Below are 25344 nucleotides of genomic sequence, written 5' to 3'. Positions count from 1 at the left end.
GCAGCAGGACCCGCCTATTCGAACTTCCCGTGACGCCCTGCCCCTTGGGCAAAACGCGTGGCGCCGGCAATGGACTCCGACTCCAGGACCTTGACACCGCGGGCGAACTCTTGACGCAGTGCCTCCTCGGTGCCCAGCCCCGCCTGGGTGTAGGCGGAGCGCCGGTCCGCGTTCATGCACGCCTGTGGGAAGGCGGCCACCTCGCGCGCCAGGGCCTCCGCGGCCTCGCGCGACTGCCCCCGGGGCACCACGCGGTTGACCAGCCCCATGGCCATCGCCTCCTGGGCGGAGACAGGCCGGCCCGTGAGGATGAGGTCCAGCGCGCGCGAAAGGCCAATGAGCCGGGGCAGCCGCACCGTCCCCCGTCGATGAGGGGCACGCCCCAGCGGCGGCAGAAGACGCCCAGGACGGCATCCTCCTCGGCCACGCGCAAATCACACCACAGCGCCAGCTCCAAGCCGCCCGCCACGGCATGGCCGCCGATGGACGCGATGACGGGTTTGGACAGCACCATGCGCGAGGGGCCCATGGGGCCATCCCCGTCCAGCTCCAAACGGGGCATCCGGCCCTCGGAGACGGCCTTCAGGTCCGCCCCGGCGCAGAAGGTGCCCCCTTCTCCATGGAGCACGCCCACCCGCGCGTCCGGGTCCGCGTCGAAGCCACGGAAGGCCTCCGCCAGGGCCTGGGCGGTGGCGCCATCCACGGCGTTGCGCACCTCCGGGCGGTCCAGGATGACGGTGGTGACGAGGCCGTTCTTCTCGACGCGCACGCTCATGGCGGCGGAGTCTTCTTCCGTCGCGTCCGGGCCGCAATCCCGCCGCGGTGCTTCCCTACAACATGGGCGCGTGCGCGCCCTCCCCTTCCGACAGGCCGTGGATGATGCGCGCCACCTGGCGCAAGTCGTCCACGAAGGCCTCCAGAGCGGCCTCCTTCGCCCGAGGGTCCGGCGCGCGGAGGATGGAGGACGGGTGCACCGTGGCCACCACCACCCGCGCCCATTCCGACGCCATCGGCTGCCCGCGAGACTGCGTCACCCGGAACGCCTTGCCCAGCAGCGCCTGCGCCGCGGTGGCCCCCAGGCAGACGAGGACGTCCGGGCGGAACACACGAATCTCCGCCTCCAGCCACGGCAGGCAGGCGCGAATCTCCGTCGTGGTCGGCTTCGCGTGGATGCGCCGGGGCCCCTGGCCAGTCCACTTGAAGTGCTTCACCGTATTGGTGACGTACACCTGCGCGCGGTCGATGCCGGCGGCCTCCAGCGCCTCGTCCAGCAGCCGTCCGGAGGGGCCCACGAAGGGCCTGCCGGCCCGGTCCTCCTGGTCTCCCGGCTGCTCCCCCACCAGCATCACCCGGGGACCGGGGCGCGGCTGGCCCTCGGGCTCGCCAAAGACAGTCTGGGTGCCCGTGCGCCACAGCGGGCACGCCTGACACCCCGCAGCCGCCTTTCGGAGCTTGTCGTACGTCGGAGACTCAGGGATGAGGGGGGCCGCGGTGGTCTGGACGGAAGGACGCTTGGGCATGGCTGACACACAAGGTACGCATGGCTCTCACGACGCAACCGGCCCCGAGGGCATGTTCGCCAACCGCCTGCGCAAGGGGGACAAGCGCTTCCGGAAGTGGGCCCGGACACAGGGCCTGACGGCCTTCCGCGTCTACGACAGGGACATCCCCGAGTACCCGTACGCCATCGACGTCTACGGCGACCGCGTCCACGTCGTGGAATACCCCCGGCGGCGCGCCATCGCCTCCGGTGCCGCGGACACGCAGCGGGAGGAAGTCCTGGCCGCGGTGACGCAGGTGCTGGCCGTTCCCTCCGAGCGCATCTTCGTGAAGACGCACACGCCCCAGCCCTGGGGCCGCTCGCAGTACGGCCGGGTGGGCCAGGACAGCGGGCGCATCGTGGTGGAGGAGCAGGGCCTGAAGTTCTGGGTGAACCTGGGCGACTACCTGGACACCGGCCTCTTCATGGACCACCGCAACACCCGCGCGCGCGTGCGGGAGGAAGCCCGGGGCAAGCGCTTCCTCAACCTCTTCGCGTACACCGGGGCCTTCACCGTCTACGCCGCCGCGGGAGGCGCCGCGAGCACGATGACGGTGGACCTGTCCAACACCTACCTGGACTGGGCCGAGGACAACCTGGACCTCAACGGCCTGGCCGACGCGCGGCACACGCTGGTGCGCGCGGATGCCAAGGCCTGGGTGGAGGCCCAGGCCGACGCGCCAGAGCGGTACGACCTGGTGGTGTGCGACCCGCCGTCCTTCTCCACGTCGAAGAAGATGTCGGGCAGCTTCAACGTGCAGCGCGACCACCCGCGCCTGCTGGCCGCCATCCGGGCGCTGCTCGCACCCGGTGGCGTCCTCTACTTCTCCAACAACTTCCTGGGGTTCCAGTTGGAACCGAAGGCCACGCGCGGGATGGAGGTGGAGGAAATCACCCCTCGCTCCATCCCCGAAGACTTCCAGCGCAAGGAGATCCACCGCTGCTGGCGCATGGTGGCGCCCTGACGCTGGCGTCCGTCCCGACTACAGCCAGCAGACGTTGTCGATGCAGCGCTCGCCGGCGGGGCACTCGCAGGTGGCCTGACAGCTGTTGCCGCTGCCCGTGTTGACGGGCTTGCAGACGCCATCCGTGCAGACCTGACCGGACGGGCACTCGCAGTTGGCGCGGCACACCGGGGTGGACGTCCCGGCATCCTGCACCGGAGGAGGCGGCGGCACCTTGCACTGGCCGTTGGAGCAGACCTGGCCCGACGGGCAGTCACAGTTGGCCTGGCAGGACGGGCCCGTGCCCGCGTCCGGGGGCGGAGGCGGCGGGGCCGGCGGACGGCAGTAACCGTTGGTGCAGACGTCACCCGAGGGGCAATCGCAGTTGGCCACGCACGTCTGGCCCGGGTCCGGCTGCGGCGGCTTGCACTGGCCATTGAAGCAGACCTGGCCGGCGGGGCACTCGCAGTTGGCGCGGCACTGGCCCCCGTCCGGAATGGGCATGCAGTAGCCAATCTGGCAGCTGTAGTCGTCCGGGCACTGGGTGGTGGAGTCGCAAGCCGCGCGGCACTGGCCGTCCACGCAGTCCTTCCCGCCGGTGCAGTCCGCCGCGGTGGAACAGGTGTTCGGGTCCACCGGGCGCGGACGGCACAGGCCGCTCACGCAGGTGTCCGTGGCGTCGCACCAGGAATCGTCATAGCAGCCGCGGATGCATTGGTTGTTGATGCAGTAGTTCCCCGTACCGCAATCCATGTTCACCCGGCACAGCTGAGGAGATCCCCCGTCCACGCCCGCATCCGGGCGCGTCCCACCGTCGGAGCCAGCGTCTGGACGCGTCCCCCCGTCCGTCCCCGAATCCGGGCGCGTCCCGCCATCAGAACCTGCGTCCGGGCGCGTCCCGCCGTTCCCAACGCAGTAACGGTCGTCGCACCGCTGGCCCGAACCGCAGTCGGAGTCACGCGAGCAGAACTGCGAGCAGACGCTGTTGATGCAGATCTGGGACCCGGGGCAGTCCAGGGAGGAGGAACACTCGCCCGAGCCAGGTGGAACGGTCCGACAGACGCCGCTGCGGCAGCTCTCACCGGTGCTGCAATCCTTGTCGGAGGAGCAGTAGCAGATGTCGTCGTCGTAGTCGTCGTACCAGTCATCCTCTCCATGGACGATGCAGCCCGGGAGGACGGCGAGGACGGCGAGCAACGGCAGCCACATGAGGCTACGTATGGGGGTGTTCCGCATGAGTGGGGACTCCGAGAACTCAGGGGTACCGGTCCGGCCACCGGGGGTGCTTTCCGGTTTCAGCAGCGATGGACTCCGTAGCGCAGACGGATGATCAAAAAATTTATTTGATCGGCTTTCGTCTTTCCGGAGACCCATGGCCATGGAGGTATGTAGTGGCCTGGACCTTTCAGTCGGTCACCGGGCCGGGCTCGCACCGCGCCGGACCCCGACCACCCCTCGAGGGAGAACCCCTGGTGTTCCTGCGTGGAGCCCGCTCATTCGCGCACGTCACCCACCTCCCCGAGGAGCGAAAGGGACGCGACGTGTCCGGCGTTCCCGCCCAGGACGAGGTGCGGCTCCAGGCACTGGTCCGGCGCATCCAGGAGGGCGACCTGACGGCATTCGAACAGCTCTATGCGCTCACGCAGGCGGATGCCTCCCGCACCTTGTGGCACCTGGTCGGCAACCGCGTGGACGTGGAGGACCTGCTCCAGGAGGCCTATCTCCGGCTGCTGACAGCCGTGAAGAGCTACCGAGGTGAGTCCCGGTTCCGGACCTTCTTCTATCGCGTGTGCTCCAACGTGGCCCTGTCCCACCTGCGCTGGAAGCGGCGCCGACCGGAGGACTCCGTCTGGGAGCTGCCAGAAGCGGCGGCGGAGGGAGACGACCCTGAGCGGGTGGCCTCGCGGCGTCAGGCGGCCCGGCTGGTGGAGCTGGCGCTGGAACGGCTGAAGCCCAAGAAGCGCATCGTCTTCGTGTACTACGAGCTGTGTGGAATGAGTCCGGACGAGATTGCCGACGCCGTGGGCAGCTCACCCAACACCGTCCGCAGCCGCCTCCACCATGCGCGGCTGGAGTTCAACGAAGCCATGCAGCGACTGCTCGGCGCCAACCGTCCCGGAGGCTTCCATGGCGCGACATGAGCACCACTCCCTGTGGGCCCTGGCCGCGGGCGAGTTGGACGCAGATGCGAGCGGACGAGTGGAGGCGCACGTCGCCACCTGCTCCGAATGTGCCCAGGCGCTGGAGCAGGTGCGGCAGTCCCGCGCTGTCCTCCACGAGGGCCGCGGCGCCCTGCCCGCGCCGCGCACGGACGCCATGAGCGAAGGACTTCGCGCGGAAGCGGCTCGGCGCATGGTGCGCAGCGCGCCCAGCGCCCGCTGGCCGTGGGCCGTGGCGCTCGCGGGCGCCTGCGCGGCAATGCTGGCGTTCTGGATGGTTCGCGCTCCCCGGGCAATGGACGAGAGCGGAGCGCACGTGGCTCGGGGGATGCACCCTCTGCTCCTGCGTCGGGTGCCTCCGTTCCGTCGAACGGAGATGACGCGGTTCCCACGGTGCCGCCGGGTCCGGAGACCGCCGCTCACGCCGCGGCCGGCAGCGAGCCGTCTGCCCCCACGAATGCAGCGGAGAAGCTCGACGCCACCACGGAGACAGAACGGGTCGCCGTCGCGGGTGCCATCCTGCGCGAGGCGGGAGGCACGGAGCGCGCGCTCAAGCCGGCATGCGGCTGCGTTCAGGCGTGGCGGTGCGGACGCCCGCGCGCTCCAGTGCGTTGCTTCGGCTGCCGGATGAGAGCCGCGTTCGGCTGTCGGCGGGCTCGGAGGTGGAGCTGTCCCGCGCGGAGTCGCGCGATGTGCACCTCACCGTGAACAAGGGACGCCTGTCCGTCGAGGCCTCGCACACGGCGCGCCAAGGATTCATGGTGGAGGTGGCGGGCCTGCGCGTCTCCGTGGTGGGCACGGTCTTCACGGTGGAGCGCACGAAGGACGGCGCCGCCGTGGCCGTCGCGGAAGGGCAGGTCCGCGTCGAGGCAGAGGGTCAGCCGCCGCGGCTGGTCGGTCCTGGCGAGCGGGTGGAACTGCACGCGGCGAAGCACACGCTGAACCCGCGGAAGATGTCGAAGCCGGACCTGCGGGCCATCGCGGAGCTCCGGGCCCCGGTGGACGAAGTCCCCGTGAGTCCGCCCCGCCCCATCAGCGCTCGGCCCGCCCTCATGACGCCGGACGCGGTGGCGGCGGTGGCACCCACGCCGCAGGAGCCCATCGGTGAAGCCCCGGCGCCCGAGCCCGCGCCGCCACCGGCGAATGCCCTGGCCCCCGTGGCCGCCGCGGGAAGCACCCCGACCGCACCCCGGCCCCCGTGGACCCGAACCACGAGTTCGCGCCCTACCCCGTGCCGTCGGTGAACGTCACCAAGCCGCCCGCGCCGGAGCCCCAGCCGCCTCCGGAGGCCGTGGCGAAGCAAACACCGAAGCAACGCGAGCCGTTGATTCCCATGGCGCTGATGTCCAAGGACGCCGACGAGCGATTCCTGGGCTACGCCCGGCTCAAGGTGAACTCGCGCAAGTGCGAGAGCTTCCTGGTAGGCCTGGACGAGATTGCCCAGCGCAGCCCAAGGGCGTCCCACCGCGAGCAGGCGCGCTACCTGCGCGCGCGGTGCTTCGAGGAGAAGCTCGAATCGCACCGGGCCAAGGACGAATACCGCCAGTACCTCAACGACTTCCCGCGAGGGCGCTACGCCAAGGAGGCCAGGACGGGACTGCTGCCCTGAGGCGGGCGGGAGACGACGGCCCCATGTGCCCGCCCGCGACGCACGGCGCGGACGGGAACGGGCCTCGGACTCAGCTGCCCGTGCGAGGCAGCTTCTGAGGCGGCTCGGTGGCGTTACCTCGAGCCACCAGCTCGCGCACCACGGACTCCAGCGCGCGGATGCGCCGGCCCGCGCGGCCCGGGGCCCACTGCGGCAACTCCGGCCCCTGCAACAGCGTCATCGCCTGCTCCACGCCGCCCGCCTTGCCCTTCAGCGCGCGCGCGGTGGCCAGGCGCACGCTGCTCGCCGGACGCCGGGTGATGCCGCCCGCCCACAGCAGGTCCAGCGCGAACGTGGTCCACACCGCCAGCTCGTCATCGGGACGGAGGAAGGCCTCGAAGCGCTTCATCGCCTCGGCCCGGGGCTCGCCCGCGCGGAGGATGTCCTCCGACAACTCCACGTGCAGCGGCGTGCTGTAGGCCAGGGGCTGCTCCGGCGCGATGATGGCCTCGAAGCGCTCGCCCGTGGCCGGACGGCACGCCACCGCGTGCACCAGCTCGGTGGGAATCTCCTCGCCGCCCGCGGGGTGCGCGTTCGCCTCGCCGTAGAAGACGACGAGCTTCTCGAAGCGCTCCGCCAGCGAGCGCAGCTCCAGCGGTGGACGCCACGGCCCGAAGTAGATGCGGCGCCGATTGGGTGAGGTGCGCGTGGATTGCCGCTCCAACTGCGTATCCACCATGTACTCGAAGGCCCGCAGCATCGTGTCGAAGCGCGCGGGGTCCCCTTCCAGGATGCCCAGCATCTCCACCACCGCCTCGATGGTGGACACGCAGTGGTCCGCGGGCTCCGCGCGGATGCGGTAGTTGCTGGGCCGGCGCGGCACGAAGCCGATGCGCGGCAGCCCGGCCAGCACCGGGTTGCGCGACACGACCTTCTTCGCCTGTGGCCAGGTGCCGTCCACGACGATGAGCGTCTTGGGAGGATTCAGCCGCGCCTCCTCCACCGTGATGGCGTCCTCGCCCGGGAAGAGCACCGCGACGGAGTCCCGCTGCGCGGCCAGCTCCTCGATTCGCCGGTGGCCGGTGAAGTCCACGCCCTCATGCAGCTCGGAGTTGCTCAGCGACAGGTGCGCCATGCGCGCGGTGCCAATGGCCACGCGGCTCTCGCGCGGGTGCTGGAGGAACACGACGCGCGTGCGAGTCTCCAGCCGGGGCGGCAGTTGCGCGCAATAACACGCGCTCTCGGGACGGCGGCAACGCAGGCAGAGGTTACGCACGGCCATCGCCTTTACGGCACGCTCCGAGCAGGGGCAAGTCCCACCACGGGAGGGCCGGGCAGGCTGGGTGCCCGGGGGCCGGCTTCCCCAGGGCAACGGCGGCCGGGCACCGCCCCCTGGGCCGAAGATTCCCCAAGCCTCCAGGCGACGGAGTACAGAGGTCCCGTGAACCTGCTGCTCCTCCTGGACGAAGACTTCCTGCCCGACGGCACCGCGCGCCTCACCGGACGGCGGGCCCAGCACGCCCGCGAGGTGCTGCGCGCCGAGCCCGGCGAGTCCCTCCGCGTAGGACACCTGGGCGGCCTCACCGGCACCGGCGAGGTGCTGGAGAACAGCGCTGGCGTGCTGCACCTGCGCATCACCCTCACCGAGCCTCCGCCCCCGCGCGCGGGCATCGACCTGCTGCTGGCCATCCCCCGCCCCAAGGCGCTGAAGAAGGTGCTGCCCGCGGTGGCCTCGCTGGGCGTGGACCGCATCGTCCTGCTCAACGCGGCGCGCGTGGAGAAGAGCTACTTCGACTCCAAGGTGCTGGACCCCGCCTTCGTCCACGAGCTGCTCATCCAGGGACTGGAGCAGGCCCGGGACACGCGCCTCCCAGAAGTGCTGGTCCGAGAGCGCTTCCGTCCCTTCGTCGAAGACGAGCTCGACGCCTTCTTCGGCCCCCAGACGCTCCGCCTGCTCCCCCACCCGCCCGCGAGGCAGTCGCTCCGAGCGCTGGGCGTGGGTCTGGCCCAACGCGTCGTACTGGCCATTGGACCGGACGGCGGCTGGGTGCCCTTCGAGGCCGACCTCCTGGGAGCCCATGGTTTCCACCCGTTTTCGTTGGGGCCCCGCATTCTTCGCGTGGAAACGGCCGTGCCCGTCCTCCTGGGGCAGGTGGCGCTTCTTCGGGAGGACATTGCGGCACCGCCCGCGACAACTCTGACTTGAAGGCGCGCCGGGGTCGGGTGAAGAGTTGTCCATGGCCACGACCCGTTCTTCCGCCGCCGCTCAGCCCGCCCTGGGCGAGCAACAGCCGATTGTCACCTCCGAGGAGCAGGCCCCCGCGGCAGCGCCCGCGAAGCCCGCCACGCACGACACGGTGCCGCCGCCGGCCCTGCTCGACTTCATGATGAAGTCGTGGAAGCCGCGCTCAAAGAAGCTGCCTCCGAAAATCAAGCAGGCGGAGGCCTTCAAGGCCCGCCGCCGGGCGCTCTCCAAGCTGTTCCCCGGCGAGACGCTCATCATTCCCACCGGCCACGAGAAGGTGCGCGCCAACGACACCAACTTCCGTTTCCGGCCGGGCAGCGACTTCTACTACCTCACCGGCAACCTGGAGCCGGACTGCGTCCTCGTCCTCCAGCCCAAGGAGAAGGGGGGCCACACCGACGTGCTCTTCGTGGAGCCGAACCCGGGCCGCACCGACGCCACGTTCTTCACCGACCGCGTGAAGGGGGAGCTGTGGGAAGGCCCCCGCCTGGGCGTGAAGGAGAGCCAGGCCCGCTACGGCGTGGACCAGGCCCGGGGCCTCAACGAGCTGCCGGACTTCCTCTCCGGCCTCAGCGGCGCGGCGAGCCGTCCCACGCGCTTGCTGCGCGGCCTGTCGCCCAAGGTGGACGGCGCCGTGCCGGAGCCGGCTGAGAAGGACAAGGACAAGGGGCTGGCCCAGGCGCTGTCGGAGATGCGGCTGCTCAAGGACGCGCAGGAGCTGCGTGAACTCCAGACGTCCATCGACTCCACGCACCGCGGCTTCGAGGACGTCATCCGCGGCCTGAAGACGGCGAAGACGGAGCGCTACGTGGAGGGCATCTTCAACCTCCGCGCCCGCGTGGAAGGCAACGACGTGGGCTACCGCACCATCGCCGCCTCCGGCGCCCACGCGTGCATCCTGCACTGGCACCACAATGACGGGCCGCTCGTTCCCGGCGACCTGCTGCTGCTGGACGCGGGCGTGGAGGGCCAGACGCTCTACACCGCGGACATCACCCGCACCCTGCCCATCTCCGGGAAGTTCTCCAAGGAGCAGCGCGAAATCTACGAGCTGGTGCTGGAGGCGCAGGACGCGGCCTTCGCCGAGGTGAAGCCGGGCAACGACTTCATGGAGCCCAACCGCGCGGCCATGCGCGTGCTCGCGGAGGGCCTGGAGGCCCTGGGCATCCTCGAGGACGCCGAGGTGGCGCTCAAGGACGAGCACCAGTTCTACAAGCGCTACTCGCTCCACAACGTCAGCCACATGCTGGGCCTGGACGTGCACGACTGCGCCCAGGCGCGGCAGGAGACCTACAAGTACGGGAAGCTCCAGGCCGGCATGGTGCTGACGGTGGAGCCCGGCCTCTACTTCCAGATGGACGACCTCACCGTGCCCAAGCGCTACCGGGGCATCGGCGTGCGCATCGAGGACGACGTCGTCGTCACCGCGCGCGGCTGCAAGGTCCTCTCCGCCGACATCCCTCGCAAGGCGAAGGACGTGGAGGCGTGGATGAAGTCCCTCTGGGCGGCGGACAAGGCCGCCCGGAAGGGCAAGAAGAAGTAGACGCGCTACTTCGGTTTCGTCGCCGCGGCCGCGGTCCGCTCCTGCCACTCCGACAGCGCCAGGGGCTTCACGTCCTTGAGCGTGGACACGGCGACGTCGAAGACGCGGGGTCCGGGGTTCGCATCCGGCCCGGCGGTGAAGTTGAGACGGTGGATTTCGTGCCCGTCCTCCGTCTCCAGCACCACGCGCCACTTGCCGGGCTTCAGGTTGGACGTCGTCGCGTAGAAACGGTAGCCGCCGTCCGTGCCGTTGCTGCTGACGGTGGCCATGAAGCCGTTGCCGTACGTCGTCCAGCCCTTCTGCGGGTCGTCGAAGTACCAGCGCACGCGGACCTTGTACGACTGGAAGTGCTTCGGCGCGAAGATGCGGAAGAAGTAGTAGGGCTTGTCCCCCGGCTGCATCAGGAAGTCCGGCCCGCCCCAGGTCCACGGCTTGTACCAGGCGCCGGAGTCCACCGAGGACAGGTGGTAGATGCCCGGGCTCACCCGCTCCACCTGGTGGTAGATGCCCGCGAACTGCACGGCCACCGGCAGCGGCGGAATCACGCCCACCAGGTACAGCCCCAGCAGCGCGGCCTGCACGCCGAAGCCGGGGATGGCCACGTTTCGCAGCAGGTACCGGTTGTCCGGCCGCCAGCGCCGGATGAGGCGCATCACCCCGAAGATGCTCGCGCAGCCCATGGCGACGGCCAGTAGGAAGACCCAGAAGCCCATGCGCCCCAGCACCACCGGGAGCAGGCAGACGAAGTACATCGTCACGCACAGGCTGAGCAGCACCATGCGCATGATGGGCCCCAGCCTGCGGAACAGGGGCAGCTCGTTGGCCGCCAGCAGGGCGAAGAGGCCCACCACGAACAGGTAGGGCAGCGCGCCCGACGTGCTCTTGAAGAGCAGCAGCATGAACGCGCTGAGCAGGCTTCCGAAGAGGAAGTGGATGCCGTCCTCGCGCCAGCGCCAGACCTTCTGCAGGAACTTCGGCGGCTCGACGCCGTCCGGGTAGCGCTGCTCCAGCAGCAGCAGTCCCGTGAGGACCAGCAGGTAGCCGAAGTTCTGCGCCAGCGTCAGCGTGTCATCGATGCGGCTGATGGTGAGGACGTCGTAGATGAAGCCGGCGAAGAAGAAGACGGCCATCTCCCACTTCTCGTGGCGGGCGCGGAACTGCTGCACCTTGTCCATGAGGGTGGGCGTCTTCGCCGTGTCGACCAGGTCGTCCGGGTCCACCACCACGCCCGGCGCCTGGGCCGGCAACACGGTGTCCGTCAGGGCGACGGCTGTGTGGTTCTCTGCGACGGGGACGTTCGCCTCGACGGCGGGGCCCGCGCTGGGCACCTCGGCGGAGGCTTCGTCCGGATTCTCGGGGGCATTGTGACGGGTAGCGGTGACCACAGAGGTTCCTCGGGGCGGCGGCCTTCCATCCTAGCCGCAGCGAGGGGAATCGGTCTCCCCTCGCCCGTCACTCCCCGAGGCCCCGTCCTCCGCTAGGCCGGGCTCTTGCCCGCGACCAGGTCGGCCAGCTCACCGCGCTCGGCCAGCTCCATCAGGATGTCGGAGCCGCCGACGAACTGCCCGTTGATGAAAATCTGGGGGATGGTGGGCCAGTTGGTGAAGTCCTTGATGCCCTGGCGAATCTCCGGATCCGCGAGCACGTCCACCGTGTGGACCTGCCCCAGGGGCTGCAGCAGCTGCAGCGCCCGCGCGGAGAAGCCGCACTGGGGGAAGAGGGCGTTGCCCTTCATGAAGAGCACAATCTTGTGCGACCGGGTCTCCTGCTCCAACCGGGCCTTGAGTTCAGGCGTCATGGGTACCGCTCCTTCTAGCGAGTCCCGAGCTTCTTCCACTGCTCGGGAGAATAGGTCTTTAGCGCGAGCGCATGCAGCTCGCCGCTCTTCAGCCACTGCTGGAGAGGCGCGTACACGAGCTGGTGCTGCTGCACCATGGCTTTCCCAGCGAAGTCGGGGCTCACCACCCGGGCCTCGTAGTGGTCTCCCGTCCCGGTGTAGTCCCGCACCTCCACCTCGGAGCCCGGCAGGGCCTCCAGGATGCGGGCCCGGATGAATTCGGCGTCGAGCATCAGTTCATTCCCCTTCCCATCACCAGCATGGCGGGGTCCACCCCCATGCCACGCAGCGTCGTATCCCACAATTTCGACGGCTCGTGGCCAAGCACCGCCTCCGCGGTGGCCTCGGTGAAGAGCCAGGAGCCGGCGGCAATCTCGCTCTCCAGTTGGCGCGGCCCCCAGCCCGCATACCCCAGGCAGAAGCGCAGGCGCGGGTTCGGATTGGTCAGGAGCGGGCCCAGCGCGTCCAGCGTCACGCTCAGGAACAGGCCGGGCAGCACCGAGTGCTTCTCCCGCTGCTCCGTGTCGTCGTGGAGGACGAAGCCCCGTTGGGGCTCCACCGGGCCGCCCAGGTAGACGGAATGTTCCTTCCGTCCAGCGGAGATGCCCAGGTTCTGCCCGCGCGCCAGTTCACCGAGCGTCAGGGGGGCCCCCCGGTTGATGACGAGCCCCATGGAGCCCGTCTCCGAGTGCTCCAGCATCAAGACGACCGAGCGGTAGAAATTCGGATCGCCGAGCTGGGGCATGGCCAGCAGCAAGCCGGGAGCGAGGTTCTTCACCCCAGGAGCATCAACCGTTCACGCGGATGGCGCAACCGGAACCCGCCCCGGCGCCCCGGGCCAGAGGGGGCATCAGTGCCAGCTCGTGTGCCTGGACTGGAGGGCCTCGGCCAGCCGCTGGGGATCCAGGGGTTTGCCGATGAAGAGGTCCGCGCCCAGGCCCTTGCACTTGCGCGCCATGGCCGCGTCACTCAGGGCGCTGACGCCAATGAGGACGGACTGGGGGAAGCGCTCGCGCAGCCGCGACATCAGCGTGGCGCCGCTGCGACCGGGCAGGAAGACGTCGACGATGGCGGCGTCCATGCGCTTGTTGCGCACGGCGAATTCAGCCTCCTCGGCGCTGCCCACGGGCAGGGGCTCGTAGCCCCAGCCCGCCAGCATCTCCACGAGGATTTCGCGGTGGGAGGGATCATCCTCGACGACGAGCACCGCGGCGCGCGCGGGCTCCAGCTTGAGCAAGTCCGTGCGCTCCTCGCGCTCGCGGGTGTCGAGTTCGGTGAAGGTGGCAAGCTCTTCGCTAGGCGTCAGGGACATGGAGGCACCAATGTGGGCAAAAGGTTTCCGTGTGTGGACAACGCCTCCCCCAACGTTGGGAATTCCACGTCGCACCGGGGCGGGTGCCCCAGCTCCAGCGCTCGTCAGGTCACCCTGCGGGGGGGCCCGGAGAGCGCCTGGGAGGCGAGCGAGGCACCGAGCACCAGCAGCACGAGCAGCGCCCAGGCGGGCAGCACCACCCGGCCGCCGCCCTCGTAGATGAGGGCCGCGTAGCTGGTGCCCAGGTAGCGGCCCAGGGACATGGGCTCCATCCGGGCGATGCCGAAGAAGCTCACGGTGGACTCGGTGAGGATGGCGGCGGGGAGCCGCGACAGGAACACCGCGAGCGCGAAGGGCCGAAGCGCGGGCCACAGGTGGACGCGCAGCAGGTGCAGGCCGCCTCCGCCGAGCGCCCGGGACGCGGCCACGTACTCCTGGGATTCGAGCGTCGCCAGGCGGTTGCGGAACATGCGCGCGGGCCCCGCCCAGCCCACCAGGGCCAGCGAGACGACCATCAGGCCGAAGGGGCCCAGGCCGCCACCCGCTCCCGCGTCGGAGAGCGACTGCCCCGCGAGTTGGAGCACCATCACCACCAGCACGTCCGGCAAGGCGAAGACGGCGTCCACGGCGCGCAGCAGCGTCTGCTCCACCGCGCCGCCGGACAGCCGCGCCACGGCGGCCACGGCGAGTCCGATGAACGTGGAGAGCGCGCCCGCGGCGAGCCCCACTGCGAGGGAGACCCAGAGCCCGCCAAAGGCGAGTTCGCAGACGGTGCGGTCCGGGCGCGTGGGGTCCATGCCCAGCGGACAGGTGCTGGCCAGGGCTTCCGGGAAGAGCCGCCCCGCCACGAGGCTGAGCAGGCCCAGTCCCACGAGGAGCACCAGGCCGACGCGGGCGCGCACGGGAACGCGGCTCATGCCGAGGCCTCCCGGGCGCGCGGGTCCACGGCGTAGCGCAGCACCTCCACCGCGAGGCTCACGATGACGAGCAGGGTCGCGAAGGTGGTGGTGGCGACGACGACGACGGCCACCTGCTTGTTGAGCACGGCGAGGACGTAGAGCTGGCCAAAGTACGGCAGGCCCAGGACGCGCTCCGCGGCGAAGGAACCGGCGAGCAGCGACGTGGCCACTGGCCCCACGGCGTCCAGCATCGCGGGCCACACGTTGGGCAGGACGTGACGGCGCAGCACGGCGGCGCGCGACAGGCCCTTGCCCAGCGCGGTGCGCACGTAGTCGCGCGACAACTCCGCCTCCAGCGAGTCGCCCACGAGCGTGCCCAGGAAGATGCCGGGCCAGATGGACGTCACCAGCGCCGCGCACAGCTCCGGCAGCAGGTGTCCACGCTCCACCACGCCGGGCGCGAGCAGCAGCGCGGGGATGAAGACGGGCGTGCCGAACGCCACGGCGGGCACCACGTCACCGAGCGCGGCCCACCGGCCTTTCCGCCACCGGGTCCGAAGCAAGGCAAAGCCCAGGGCCCACGTCAGCGCGAGTGGCAGCGCCATCAAGCCCACGCCTACGCTGCCAGACAGCTTCGTCAGCAGCTCATCGCCGGTGATGCCCTGGGCGCTCGTGCCCAGACGCTCGCCGCGAAAGAGCTTCTCCCACGGGCGCAGGAAGCCCAGCGGCTCGCCGATGCCCAAGTCCCTCCGGTACGAGGCCGCGAGATCACGCGACACCTGCCGCTTCGCGTCCGTCTCCGTGGTCAGCGGAAGCGAGGCCATGAGGAAGTACGACGCCACGGCCACGACAGGCACCAGGACGACCTGACGCAACAGGCGTTGGGCGATGGCCCTCACGGCGCGCCTCTTGAGCGCAGGACGACGCCACGAGCCACGCGCGAAGCACGCAGGTGCCCCAAAGCGCCATGAATACCGCTGACGCTCACGGCGACTCCTCCGCCCGGGGCGCATCCGACGCCGCCCCCAAGCGAAGCGCGCGCAGCGCCAGGAAGTTGAAGGGGTCCACGTCCAGCCCGCGAAGCCGCGAGCGCGCACGGTAATAACGGTCCGGGTGGTACAGGGGCGCAATCACGGCCTGTTCCCCCACGAGCACCTCCTGCGCCTGGACATATGACGCTTGGGCAGTCGCCTCATCCGGCGCGCTGTCCCCCGCCTCCAGCAGCCGCTCGAAGCGCGCCAGGGGCTCGCCGCCCGCCTGCGTCTCCCACCCCGTCTGATGATTGCCCTCACGCTCGAACAGCGTGAAGAACGTATTCGGGTGCGCGTAATCCGCCCCCAGGCGCCTCAGGTACAAGTCGTACGTGCGAGGCCCCTGCGCGGAGCGCCGGGCAATCTCCGCCGAGAAATCCGAGCGCGCCTCCAGCACCACCCGCACACCCACGCGCGCGAGCTGCGCGGCCACCCGCTCCGCGATGGCCACCTCGGGAACGAATCCATCCCCCGACCGGTAGACGAGCCGCAACGGCCGCTCTAGCCCCGCCACCCCCGCCAGCTCCGCCCGAGCCTGCTCCGGCGCGTAGCGCGGCAGCCGCGCGGCCTGCTCCGTCGTCGCGGCCCCCGGCAGCTCCGGCGGCAGCAACACATGAGACGGCCGCGCCGCGGGCAGCAGCCCCGCCAGCAGCGCCTCGCGGTCCAGCGCCCGGGACAGCGCGCGCCGCACCTCGGGCCTGTCCAGCGGCGCCTTTTCCGTGTTGAAGGCCAGGAAGTACGTGGACAGCAACGGCTCGCGGCGCAAGTCGTCCGGCCGGTGGATGCGCAGCGCCGCGGCGCTGTCCACGAAGACGAAGTCCACCCGCTCCCGCTCGTACAGCGCCGGGCCGATTTCCGACTTCATCAACGTGATGACCGGAACGGGCGTCTCCCCTTCTGCCATCGGCGGCGGAAAGGCCGACGCCGGGTTGTGGACCAGCCGCACCCGCTCCCCGCGCGGTCCCACCGCTCGACGCGGTAGGGCCCCAGCGCCAGGGGACGGCCATCGCGCGGACGGTCGAAGTAGTCCCGAACCTCCTCGTCCGACTTCCTCCAGGTCCGCCGAGGGCGCCGGATAGAACAGGTACACATTGGCCACGCGCGCCAGGAAGTAGCTGCGCGGCCGAGCCAACGTCACCCGAAGCGTGTGCGAGTCCACGGCCTCCACGCCCACGCGCTCCAACGCTGCGCGAACCTCGGCCTCCGGCGCGCCTCGCTCCTGGAGCGCCAGCGCCTCGGAAGCCCCTTCCAGGTCCGCCATCTCCCCACGCTCGCGGCCCCGCAGCGCGCGCCGCCAGCCCACGACGAAGTCACGCGCCACCAGCGGAGCGCCATTCGACCAGCGAACGTCCCGCCGCAGGTGGAACGTATAGACGTCCCGCCCCTGCCCGTCCGTGACGCGCTCCCACCGCTCGGCCAGCCCCGGCTCCACGCCGTGGTCCGGCCCCAGCTGCGTGAGCCCGCGCTGGGTGGCCAGCATCACCGGGTAGTTCGCCCAGCTGTCCGGGTCCGAGTGGCTCCAATCCAGCGTGGTGGGCATGGCCGGCACCACCACCTTCACGCCGGGCTCCGGCTGGAAGCCGCACGGTCCACACGACGCGGCCCACACGGCCAGCAGGTACCACCACCACCGGAGTCGAGCGCGCGGAGCCACCAAGGCCCCTTCTACCCCGAAGGTCCAGGCGCCAGAAAAGGAGAAGCCAGGAACCCGGTGACCTTGGTCGTCCGGCGTCCTGGCTTCCCGTCAGCTCGGCCCGGCAGGCGCGGCGGCCCGCCGGGTGCTGTCTGTCTTACGCTAGGCCGGGGCCACGGCCGGCGAGGCCGGCAGCTCCGTGGTGCCACCCAGCTTGCCGGCGTCCGTCGTCGCCGGCTTGCGGCCGAACTCCTCCGGCTTCTCCAGCACCAGCGCCTCGCGCAGCACGTCGTCCACGAACTCCACCGGGACGATGCGCAGCTGCTTGCGAATCTTGAGCGGGATGTCCTTCAGGTCCTTCTTGTTGGCCTTCGGGATGAGGACCGTCTTGATGCCCGCCCGGTGCGCGGCCAGCGTCTTCTCCTTCAGGCCGCCAATGGGGAGCACCCGTCCGCGCAGGGTGATTTCACCCGTCATCGCCACGTCGCGGCGGATGAGCACGCGGGTGAGCGCGCTCACCAGTGCGGTGCAGATGGTGACGCCGGCGGACGGACCGTCCTTCGGAATCGCGCCCTCCGGCAAGTGGACGTGGATGTCGTAGTTCTCGAACACCTTGCGGTCGATGCCGAAGCGCTCGGCGCGGCTGCGCACGTAGGACATGGCCGCCTGCGCGGACTCCTGCATCACCTCGCCCAGCTTGCCGGTGATGATGAGCTTGCCCTTGCCCGGCATCACCGTGGCCTCGGTGGTGAGGATTTCGCCACCCAGCTCCGTCCAGGCGAGGCCCGTGACGATGCCCACCTGGTCCTCGCGCTCCGCCACGCCGTAGCGGTAGCGAGGCGTGCCCAGGAACTTCATGGCCATCTTCCGGTCCACCTCGATGTCCCGCTTGCCGTTCTTCAGCACGTCGCGGGCAATCTTGCGGAACACGCCACCAATCTCACGCTCGAGCGAACGCACGCCCGACTCACGCGTGTAGCGGTGGATGATGGTCCGCAGCGCCGGGTCGCTGATGTCCACCTTGAGGTCCGCCAGCCCGTTGGCCTCCTGCTCCTTCGGGATGAGGTAGCGCCGGGCGATGGAGAGCTTCTCCGGCTCGGTGTACCCCGCGATGCGAATCACCTCCATGCGGTCCTGCAGCGGACCGGGGATGTTGTGCATCGTGTTCGCGGTGCAGATGAACATCACCTTGGACAGGTCGTAATCGAGGTCCAGGTAGTGGTCGTTGAAGTTGTGGTTCTGCTCGGGGTCCAGCACCTCCAGCAGCGCCGCGCTCGGGTCGCCACGGAAGTCCGTGGACATCTTGTCGATTTCGTCGAGCAGGAAGACGGGGTTGTTGCTGCCCGCCTTCTTCAGCGACTGGATGAGCTTGCCCGGCATCGCGCCGATGTACGTGCGCCGGTGGCCGCGAATCTCCGCCTCGTCCCGCACGCCGCCCAGCGACAGGCGCACGAACTTGCGGCCGGTGGCCCGGGCGATGGAGCGCGCCAGCGACGTCTTGCCGACGCCCGGAGGACCGACGAAGCACAGCACGGGGCCCTTGAGCTTCTTCACCAGCTGCTGCACGGCCAGGTACTCGAGGATGCGCTCCTTCGGCTTCTTCAAGCCGTAGTGGTCCTCGTTGAGCACCGTCTCCGCCTCGGTGACGTCCAGACGGTCCTGCGTCTCGTCGTACCAGGGGAGGCTGATGATCCAGTCGATGTAGTTGCGGACGACGGTGGCCTCGGCGCTCATCGGGCTCATCATCCGGAGCTTCTTCAGCTCCTTCTTGACCTTGAGCGTGGCCTCCTTGCTCATCCGCTTGTTCTTCAGCTTCTCTTCAATCTCCTGAATCTCGTTCTTGAACTCGTCGCGCTCACCCAGCTCCTTCTGAATGGCCTGCATCTGCTCATTCAGGTAGTACTCCTTCTGGGTCTTCTCCATCTGCTTCTTGACGCGCGTGCGGATCTTCTTCTCCACCTGGAGAATCTCGATCTCGCCCTGCATCAGCTCGTAGAGCTTCTCCAGGCGCTTGGCCGGGGACTCCGTCTCGAGCAGGGCCTGCTTGTCGTTCAGCTTCAGGGAGAGGTGCGCGACGATGGTGTCGGCCAGCCGCGCCGGGTCGTCGATGCTGGCCACCTGCATCAGCATCTCAGGCGGGATGCGCTTGTTGAGCTTGACGAAGGCCTCGAAGACGGAGTGGACGCTGCGAACGAGCGCCTCCAGCTCCACCGTCTTCTCCGTCTGCTCCTCCACCTCCTCCACCTCGACCATGAAGAAGGCGTCGTTGGGGTGGAACTTCTTCACCTTGGCGCGGCGCACGCCTTCCACCAGCACCTTCACCGTGCCGTCGGGCAGCGGGAGGAGCTGGATGACGTGGCCCAGCGTACCGAAGTGAAAGATGTCGTCGGGGGTAGGGTCGTTCGTCTTGGCCTTCTTCTGCGCAGCCAGCAGGATGACGGCCTTGTCGTCCGGCCCCTTGTGCGCCATCGCGTCCTTCAACGCCGCGATGGACTTCTCCCGGCCGACGAACAACGGCACCACCATGTGCGGGAACACGATGATGTCCCGAAGGGGCAAGAGCGGGACCGTCAAACCCCGCTTCTGGGCTTCCTTCTTGTCGTCACGTCCGAAGAACATGTATCCGCCACCTGCGGGCCCTCGGAGTTGCAGGCCCCTAGAAGAGTTGCCCGTCTGCTCGCTCGCCGAGCATTCGTACGGGATGCAGCAGTTCTATAACACGGCGTTTCGCGGCGCCGTTCCCCGGCTCAAGATTGGGGAACGGCGTCTTGCCATCAAGGGAACACCCGAGGCTCCCTCGGGCGTCCGCTTGGGGTGTCAGCGGCCCTGCGCCGCCACCCCACCCTGTGCCCCCTGGACCTCCAGGGCGTGGAACAGGAACGAGTACAGGTCCACGCTGGACTCAATGGCCTTGGCCACCTGATCCGCGCCACCGTGGCCCGCGTTGGCCTCGATGCGCAGCAGCGCCGTCGCCGGGTTTCCGGGCGAGTTCTGCACCGCCGCCACGAACTTGCGGGCGTGCATGGGGTCCACCCGGTCGTCGTGGTCCGCCGCCATCATCAGCAGCGCCGGGTAGCGCACGCCCGGCCGCACATGGTGGTAGGGCGAGTAGGCGTGCAGCGTCTTGAAGTCCTCGGGCTTCTCCGCCGTGCCGTACTCCGGAATCCAGGTCCGGCCGCTGCCGAAGAGGTGGTAGCGCACCATGTCCAGCAGGGGCACCGCGCACACCACCGCGCCGTACAGCTCCGGCCGCTGCGTCATGGCCGCGCCCACCAGCAGGCCGCCGTTGCTGCCGCCGTAGATGGCCAGCCGCTTGGGCTGCGTGTACTTCTGCTGGACCAGGTACTCGGCCGCCGCGTGGAAGTCGTCGAAGACGTTCTGCTTCTTGTCCAGGCGGCCGGCGTCGTGCCAGGCCTTGCCGTACTCGCCGCCGCCGCGCAGGTTGGCCACCGCGTACACGCCGCCCGCATCCAGCCAGGGCAGGATGCTCGAGCGGAAGTTGGCCTCCATGTTCACGTTGAAGCCGCCGTAGCCGTAGAGCAGCGTGGGCGCGTTGCCGTCACGCTTCAGGTCCTTGCGGTGCACCACGAACATGGGCACCTTCGTCCCGTCCTTGGACGCGTAGAAGACCTGCTCGACCTGGTACTGCTCCGGGTTCATGGGCACGTCCACCTTGGCCCAGAGCTCCGACTTCCCGGTGCTGACGGACGTCTTGTAGATCTGGCGGGGCGTGGTGAAGGACGTGAAGACGTAGTAGGCGTCATCCAGGTCCTCCAGGCCCACCAGGTTGGATGCCGCGCCCACGCCCGGCAGCTGCACCGTGCGCACCGGCTTGCCCTTCAGCGTGGCCACGCGCACCTCGGACGTCGCGTCCTTGAGGTACTCCAGCGACAGGTGCCCGCCGACGATGCTGACGGACAGCAGGGACGCGGACGGGTCCTCGGGGACAATCTCCTTCCACGACGCGCGGGCCGGCTTCGCCGGATCCACCTCGAAGACGCGCTGGCGCGGGGCGCCCTCGTCGGTGAGGACGTAGAAGCGGTCCTTCCAGGCGTGCACCTCGTACTTGGCGCCTGCGCCCTTCACCAGCAGGCGGAAGTCCTTCTCACCCGGCCGCTTCCAGTAGACGTCGTTCTCGCTCCAGCCGCGGAGGATGTAGACGAACAGGTACTTGCCGTCGCGGCTCAGGTCGCTCTGGAGGAACGTCGTCGGGTCGCCGGTGCGCTCGTGCACCACGGTGTCCTTCGACGGCTCCGTGCCCAGCGTGTGGTAGCGGATGGTGGTGTAGCCGGGGCGCTCGTCCACCTTGATGGACGGGTCCGTGGGCAGCCACTCGTAATAGAAGCCCTTGCTGTCGGGCGTCCACTTGGGCGTGGCGTACTTGCCGCCCTCGATGACATCCACCTTGGACCACTCGCCGGAGTCCACGTCGATGACGTGCAGCACCGCCTCATCCGCGGCGTTGGGCTTCTGGGCGAAGGCCACCTTCTTGCCATCCCAGGACACGGCCCACGTCCCCAGGGACACGGTGCCGTCCTTGCTCCAGCCGTTCGGATCCAACAGCACCTTCTCCGGCCCGCTCTCCCCCTGGCGCCAGTAGAGGATGGCCTTCTCCTTGTCCTTGTGGGTGCGGACGTAGAAGAAGCGCCCGTTGCGGCGCGACGGGGTGGAGACGGAGTCGGTGTAGAACAGCTCCTTGAAGCGCGCGGCCAGGGCCTCACGGCCGGGGAACTTCGCCAGCGCTTCGCGGGCGTGCGCGTTCTGCGCCGTCATCCACGTCTGGACCTCGGGGGCCTTCTCGTCCTCGAGCCAGCGGTACGGGTCCGCTACCTGGACGCCGTGCAATGTGTCGACAACCTGCTCCGCCCGGGTCGCCGGGTAGGACATGCGGGGAGACTCCTCAGGAACGGGGGCCGCGGAGGCTGCCGCGGGCAGCTCATCACGCGCGGCCTCCTTCTGGGAGGCACACGCCGCGAGCGACATCAGGGCGGGAACGAGCAGCTTTCTCATGGGCCCAGCACATACAGAAAGGCCCCCGGCCGTCCCACAAAAAGTGTGGCGGGGCCAACGCAAGCCCGGCCCCTCCCCTGACGAAAGAGGCGCGCCCGGACCACACCTGGTGGTTCCGTGACGCGCCCCGTCAACCAGACAACACCGGGCCCCGACAGGGGCCCTGGCGTCAGGCGGATTCCTTCTTCGGCTCCGCGGCTTCCTTCTCCGGCTGGGCGTGCAGCACCACCGGCTCGCTCTTCTTGAGAATCACTTCCTCGGAGATGAGCACCTCGCGGGCCGTCTTGCGGGACGGGATTTCGTACATCACGTCCAGCATGGCCGACTCCAGGATGGAGCGCAGGCCACGGGCGCCCGCCTTGCGGCGGATGGCCTCGTTGGCAATGGCCTTGAGGGCGCCGTCGGTGAACTTCAGCGTCACGCCGTCCAGTTCGAAGAGCTTGCGGTACTGCTTGGTGAGCGCGTTCTTCGGCTGGTTGAGGATGTTGATGAGGGCAGCCTCATCCAGCTCCTCCAGCGCGGTGATGATGGGCAGGCGGCCGATGAACTCCGGAATCATGCCGAACTTCAGCAGGTCCTCCGGCTCCACGTGCTTGAGCAGCTCCGTGAGGCTGCGTTGCTTCTTGGACTGCACGTCCGCGCCAAAGCCCAGGCTGCGACCGCCCATGCGCCGCTCAATCACCTGGTCCAGCCCGCCGAAGGCGCCGCCGCAGATGAAGAGGATGTTGGTGGTGTCCACCTGCAGGAACTCCTGCTGCGGGTGCTTGCGGCCACCCTTGGGCGGAACATTGGCCACCGTGCCTTCGATGAGCTTGAGCAGCGCCTGCTGAACGCCCTCGCCGCTGACGTCGCGGGTGATGGAGGGGTTCTCCGACTTGCGCGCAATCTTGTCGATTTCGTCGATGTAGACGATGCCGCGCTGGGCCCGCTCGATGTCGTGGTCGGCGGCCTGCAGCAGGTTGACGATGATGTTCTCCACGTCCTCGCCCACGTAGCCGGCCTCGGTGAGGCACGTCGCGTCGGCGATGGTGAAGGGCACGTTGAGGATGCGCGCCAGCGTCTGCGCCAGCAGCGTCTTGCCGCTACCGGTAGGCCCCAGCAGAAGGATGTTGCTCTTCTGGAGCTCCACGTCCTCCATCGCGACCTTGGACTCGATGCGCTTGTAGTGATTGTGCACGGCGACGGAGAGCGTCTTCTTCGCCCGCTCCTGCCCAATCACGTACTCGTCCAGGACCGCCTTGATTTCGGAGGGCCGGGGGATGCGCAGCTTCGTGTCCTTCGTCTCCTCGCGGTCGATCTCCTCCGCGATGATGTCGTTGCACAGCCCGATGCACTCGTCGCAGATGTAGACCGTCGGTCCCGCGATGAGCTTCTTGACCTCCTTCTGTGACTTTCCACAGAAGGAGCAGCAGAGGGTCTGGTTGTCTCGCTTCTCCACGTTCTTGCCCGCCATTTCGTCCCTCGCTGCGCCTGAAAGGCCCCCGCCCCCGAACTCCACCCCGTTCCTGGCTCGGACCAATCTAGTCAGCCCCCGTCCGGAACGTCCACGCGCCTTCCGGGTACTTAACAGGACCTGTGCCGTGACGCAGAAAGCAGAAAGCCGGAGTCGCGGGGGCGCATTCCCGCGGCTCCGGCTGCCGGCCGAGGCCCCGAAGCCTCGGCAATCCGCCTACTTCTTCTCTTCCTTGCCCAGTCCCACGACCTTCCGGGGATTCTGGATCTCATCGATGATGCCGTAGGCCTTCGCCTCGGACGCGCCCATGAAGTAGTCGCGGTCCGTGTCCTTCTCGACACGCTCGATGGACTGCCCGGTGTGCTTGACGATGAGCTCGTTGAGCTTCGCCTTCATCCGGAGGATTTCCTTCGCCTGGATTTCAATGTCCGTTGCCTGACCGCGCACACCACCCAGAGGCTGGTGAATCATGATGCGGCTGGACGGCAGGGCGTAACGCTTGCCCTTGGCACCGGCGAGCAGGAGGACGGCCCCCATGGAGGCCGCCTGCCCGACGCAGATGGTGGACACCGGACACTTCACGTACTGCATGGTGTCGTAGATGGCGAGGCCCGCCGTCACCGAGCCACCCGGCGAGTTGATGTAGAGGTTGATGTCCTTGTCCGGGTCTTCCGACTCCAGGAACAGCAGCTGGGCGACGATGACGTTGGCCACGTCATCGTCGATCTCCGTGCCCAGCATCACGATGCGGTCCTTCAGGAGCCGGCTGTAGATGTCGTACGAGCGCTCACCCCGGTGGGTCTGCTCGATGACGTAGGGAACGGGCATGAAGGGCATGTCGACCTCGGTGAGGGAACCTTACGAATACTTCGCCCGGCTCCTCAGGAATTCAATCGTCTTTTCCTCCCGGAGTCGGAGAGACAACCCGAGCCGCTCGTCGGCGCCCTTGAAGTACTTCTGCACCACGGCGACCGGCTGGCCCGCCTCGTTGGCGAGCTGCTCGATGCGGGCGTCCACGTCCGCGTCGGAGGCCTGGATGCCCTCCTTCTGAGCGATGGACTCGAAGAGCAGCGTGCCCTTCACTTCCTGGAGGGCCTTCTCGCGCATGTCCTCGCGCAGCCGGTTGAAGTCCAGGTTCAGCTGGCGGGGGTCCACACCGGAGCGCTGGAGCTGCTGCAGCGCGCCGCGCAGCATGGAGTCCATGGCTCGCTCCACCATGGCGCGGGGCACGTCGAAGGTGTTGCGCTCCAGCAGCGCCTTCATCAGCGCCTCGCGCTCCTCACCCTCCACCTGGGACTTGCGCGCCTTCTCCATGTCCTCACGGAGCTTGGTGCGCAGCTCGTCCATGGACTGGGCGACGCCCGTCTGCTTGGCGAAGTCGTCGTTCAGCTCGGGGACGATTTCCTTCTGCACGCCCTTGAGCGTGAGGTGGAAGCGCGCCGTCTTTCCGCGCACCTCCTCCACCCGGTACTCCTGCGGGAAGGCGTAGTCGATGTCCTTGGACTCACCGACCTTCACGCCCTCCAGGGCGGCAATCTTGGACTCCACCAGCTCACCGGGCTGCACCTGCACGGTGATGCCCTCCGCCTTGCTGCCCGCGAACGGCTGGCCGTCCACGGTGGCATCGAAGTCCACGGTGGCGTAGTCGCCGGAGGCGGCGGTATCGCGGTCGGTGACGGGCTCCAGCCGGGCCATCGACTGGCGCATGCGCTCCAACTGCTCGTTCACCTGCTCATCGGTGACGGCCGTGTCGGACTTCGTCAGCGGCAGCTCGACGTAGTCCTTGGCCTCCACCTTGGGCTTCACCTCGACGCGAGCCTCGAAGGTGAACGGGGTGTTGGGCTTGAGGCCGGAGTTGGTCACCTGCGGCGTGGCGACGACCTCCACGTTGTGCTCGCGGATGGCCTCCACGTACGCGCTCTGCACCACGCGCTGGATGACCTCGTCCTCCACCTGGTCACGGAAGCGCTGCTCCAGGATGCGGCGAGGCACCTTGCCCTGACGGAACCCCGGCAGCCGCACCTGGCGGCCCAGGTTGGAGTACGCGCGGGAAAGCTCCTCCGCCACGCGGGCATTGTCGACCTCGATGGAGAGCTTCTTCTCAATGGGAGAAAGCTCCTCGACCTGGACCTTCATGCGGGCCTCGCTCG

Annotated in this window: 22 protein-coding genes and 2 pseudogenes; 7 read left to right on the top strand and 17 right to left on the bottom strand. The window is 68.9% G+C overall.

Annotation, left to right across the window (positions count from 1 at the left end):
* Positions 1 to 14 precede the first annotated feature (14 nt).
* Positions 15 to 775 (bottom strand): annotated as a pseudogene (locus tag QEG98_RS41820) (crotonase/enoyl-CoA hydratase family protein).
* A 55-nt stretch (positions 776 to 830) separates the two neighbouring features.
* Entirely contained in the window at positions 831 to 1520 is a 690-nt protein-coding gene (locus QEG98_RS10745) for a UdgX family uracil-DNA binding protein (RefSeq protein ID WP_316566652.1), read from the bottom strand.
* Between QEG98_RS10745 and QEG98_RS10740 the strand changes: the two genes are divergently transcribed.
* Positions 1519 to 2505: a class I SAM-dependent methyltransferase gene (locus QEG98_RS10740; protein ID WP_316566651.1), complete on the top strand. Its 987-nt coding sequence runs from the start codon at positions 1519 to 1521 to the stop codon at positions 2503 to 2505. The genes QEG98_RS10745 and QEG98_RS10740 overlap by 2 nt on opposite strands.
* Before the next feature lie 18 nt (positions 2506 to 2523).
* Here QEG98_RS10740 and QEG98_RS10735 read toward each other — a convergent pair whose 3' ends face one another.
* Complete coding sequence (locus tag QEG98_RS10735; RefSeq protein ID WP_316566650.1) at positions 2524 to 3720, bottom strand: Dickkopf N-terminal cysteine-rich domain-containing protein; 1197 nt, start codon at positions 3718 to 3720, stop codon at positions 2524 to 2526.
* Between the two features lie 236 nt (positions 3721 to 3956).
* Here QEG98_RS10735 and QEG98_RS10730 point away from each other — a divergent pair, with 236 nt between their 5' ends.
* Genes QEG98_RS10730 through QEG98_RS10715 form a run of 4 tightly spaced genes read left to right on the top strand, consistent with a single transcriptional unit; the run spans position 3957 to position 6252 of the window.
* Positions 3957 to 4625: an RNA polymerase sigma factor gene (locus QEG98_RS10730; protein WP_316566649.1), complete on the top strand. Its 669-nt coding sequence runs from the start codon at positions 3957 to 3959 to the stop codon at positions 4623 to 4625.
* A complete protein-coding gene (locus QEG98_RS10725; RefSeq protein ID WP_316566648.1) occupies positions 4546 to 5274 on the top strand; it encodes an anti-sigma factor family protein in 729 nt (242 codons plus the stop codon). Before QEG98_RS10730 ends, QEG98_RS10725 begins: the two co-directional genes overlap by 80 nt.
* Positions 5204 to 5887 (top strand): FecR family protein, encoded by a 684-nt coding sequence (locus QEG98_RS10720; RefSeq protein ID WP_316566647.1) that lies wholly within the window; start codon positions 5204 to 5206, stop codon positions 5885 to 5887. The genes QEG98_RS10725 and QEG98_RS10720 overlap by 71 nt, the downstream gene beginning before the upstream one ends.
* Positions 5842 to 6252 carry a hypothetical protein gene (locus tag QEG98_RS10715; protein ID WP_316566646.1) on the top strand — a complete coding sequence of 137 codons (411 nt, stop codon included), beginning with the start codon at positions 5842 to 5844 and terminating at the stop codon, positions 6250 to 6252. The genes QEG98_RS10720 and QEG98_RS10715 overlap by 46 nt, the downstream gene beginning before the upstream one ends.
* Before the next feature lie 70 nt (positions 6253 to 6322).
* Here QEG98_RS10715 and QEG98_RS10710 read toward each other — a convergent pair whose 3' ends face one another.
* Positions 6323 to 7513 carry a tRNA-uridine aminocarboxypropyltransferase gene (locus QEG98_RS10710; protein ID WP_316566645.1) on the bottom strand — a complete coding sequence of 397 codons (1191 nt, stop codon included), beginning with the start codon at positions 7511 to 7513 and terminating at the stop codon, positions 6323 to 6325.
* Positions 7514 to 7672: 159 nt separating this feature from the next.
* Between QEG98_RS10710 and QEG98_RS10705 the strand changes: the two genes are divergently transcribed.
* Positions 7673 to 8437 carry a 16S rRNA (uracil(1498)-N(3))-methyltransferase gene (locus QEG98_RS10705; protein ID WP_316566644.1) on the top strand — a complete coding sequence of 255 codons (765 nt, stop codon included), beginning with the start codon at positions 7673 to 7675 and terminating at the stop codon, positions 8435 to 8437.
* A 31-nt stretch (positions 8438 to 8468) separates the two neighbouring features.
* On the top strand, positions 8469 to 10019 hold the full coding sequence (locus QEG98_RS10700; RefSeq protein WP_316566643.1) for an aminopeptidase P family protein: 1551 nt from the start codon (positions 8469 to 8471) through the stop codon (positions 10017 to 10019).
* Between the two features lie 5 nt (positions 10020 to 10024).
* Here the strand turns inward: QEG98_RS10700 and QEG98_RS10695 are convergent, their stop codons facing one another.
* The 13 genes and pseudogenes from QEG98_RS10695 to tig all read right to left on the bottom strand — a co-directional run bounded on the left by QEG98_RS10695 (position 10025) and on the right by tig (position 25330).
* Positions 10025 to 11404 carry a DUF2914 domain-containing protein gene (locus tag QEG98_RS10695; RefSeq protein ID WP_316566642.1) on the bottom strand — a complete coding sequence of 460 codons (1380 nt, stop codon included), beginning with the start codon at positions 11402 to 11404 and terminating at the stop codon, positions 10025 to 10027.
* A gap of 92 nt (positions 11405 to 11496) precedes the next feature.
* Positions 11497 to 11817 carry a Grx4 family monothiol glutaredoxin gene (gene grxD, locus QEG98_RS10690; RefSeq protein WP_011552108.1) on the bottom strand — a complete coding sequence of 107 codons (321 nt, stop codon included), beginning with the start codon at positions 11815 to 11817 and terminating at the stop codon, positions 11497 to 11499.
* Positions 11818 to 11831: 14 nt separating this feature from the next.
* Positions 11832 to 12089 carry a BolA family protein gene (locus QEG98_RS10685; protein WP_011552107.1) on the bottom strand — a complete coding sequence of 86 codons (258 nt, stop codon included), beginning with the start codon at positions 12087 to 12089 and terminating at the stop codon, positions 11832 to 11834.
* Positions 12089 to 12634 carry a YqgE/AlgH family protein gene (locus tag QEG98_RS10680; RefSeq protein ID WP_316566641.1) on the bottom strand — a complete coding sequence of 182 codons (546 nt, stop codon included), beginning with the start codon at positions 12632 to 12634 and terminating at the stop codon, positions 12089 to 12091. The genes QEG98_RS10685 and QEG98_RS10680 overlap by 1 nt, the downstream gene beginning before the upstream one ends.
* Positions 12635 to 12706: 72 nt before the next feature.
* Complete coding sequence (locus QEG98_RS10675; protein ID WP_011552105.1) at positions 12707 to 13168, bottom strand: response regulator; 462 nt, start codon at positions 13166 to 13168, stop codon at positions 12707 to 12709.
* A 104-nt stretch (positions 13169 to 13272) separates the two neighbouring features.
* Positions 13273 to 14085 (bottom strand): ABC transporter permease subunit, encoded by an 813-nt coding sequence (locus tag QEG98_RS10670; protein ID WP_316566640.1) that lies wholly within the window; start codon positions 14083 to 14085, stop codon positions 13273 to 13275.
* The gene (locus QEG98_RS10665) at positions 14082 to 14966 is read right to left on the bottom strand and encodes an ABC transporter permease subunit (protein WP_316566639.1); all 885 of its coding nucleotides are present in this window, start codon (positions 14964 to 14966) and stop codon (positions 14082 to 14084) included. Before QEG98_RS10665 ends, QEG98_RS10670 begins: the two co-directional genes overlap by 4 nt.
* 85 nt (positions 14967 to 15051) lie before the next feature.
* Positions 15052 to 16755 (bottom strand): annotated as a pseudogene (locus QEG98_RS10660) (peptide ABC transporter substrate-binding protein).
* A 138-nt stretch (positions 16756 to 16893) separates the two neighbouring features.
* Entirely contained in the window at positions 16894 to 19350 is a 2457-nt protein-coding gene (lon, locus tag QEG98_RS10655) for an endopeptidase La (protein ID WP_090491975.1), read from the bottom strand.
* A gap of 198 nt (positions 19351 to 19548) precedes the next feature.
* Positions 19549 to 21714, bottom strand: coding sequence for a prolyl oligopeptidase family serine peptidase (locus QEG98_RS10650; protein WP_316567864.1), 2166 nt, complete (start codon positions 21712 to 21714; stop codon positions 19549 to 19551).
* A gap of 196 nt (positions 21715 to 21910) precedes the next feature.
* Positions 21911 to 23194 (bottom strand): ATP-dependent Clp protease ATP-binding subunit ClpX, encoded by a 1284-nt coding sequence (clpX, locus tag QEG98_RS10645; RefSeq protein WP_011552099.1) that lies wholly within the window; start codon positions 23192 to 23194, stop codon positions 21911 to 21913.
* 216 nt (positions 23195 to 23410) lie between these two features.
* The gene (clpP, locus tag QEG98_RS10640) at positions 23411 to 24031 is read right to left on the bottom strand and encodes an ATP-dependent Clp endopeptidase proteolytic subunit ClpP (protein WP_011552098.1); all 621 of its coding nucleotides are present in this window, start codon (positions 24029 to 24031) and stop codon (positions 23411 to 23413) included.
* A gap of 21 nt (positions 24032 to 24052) precedes the next feature.
* Positions 24053 to 25330, bottom strand: coding sequence for a trigger factor (gene tig, locus QEG98_RS10635; RefSeq protein ID WP_316566638.1), 1278 nt, complete (start codon positions 25328 to 25330; stop codon positions 24053 to 24055).
* Positions 25331 to 25344 lie beyond the last annotated feature (14 nt).

This window comes from Myxococcus sp. MxC21-1 (assembly GCF_032612255.1).
Classification (GTDB): Bacteria; Myxococcota; Myxococcia; order Myxococcales; family Myxococcaceae; genus Myxococcus; species Myxococcus virescens.
This window is presented reverse-complemented; position numbering and strand designations above follow the sequence as displayed.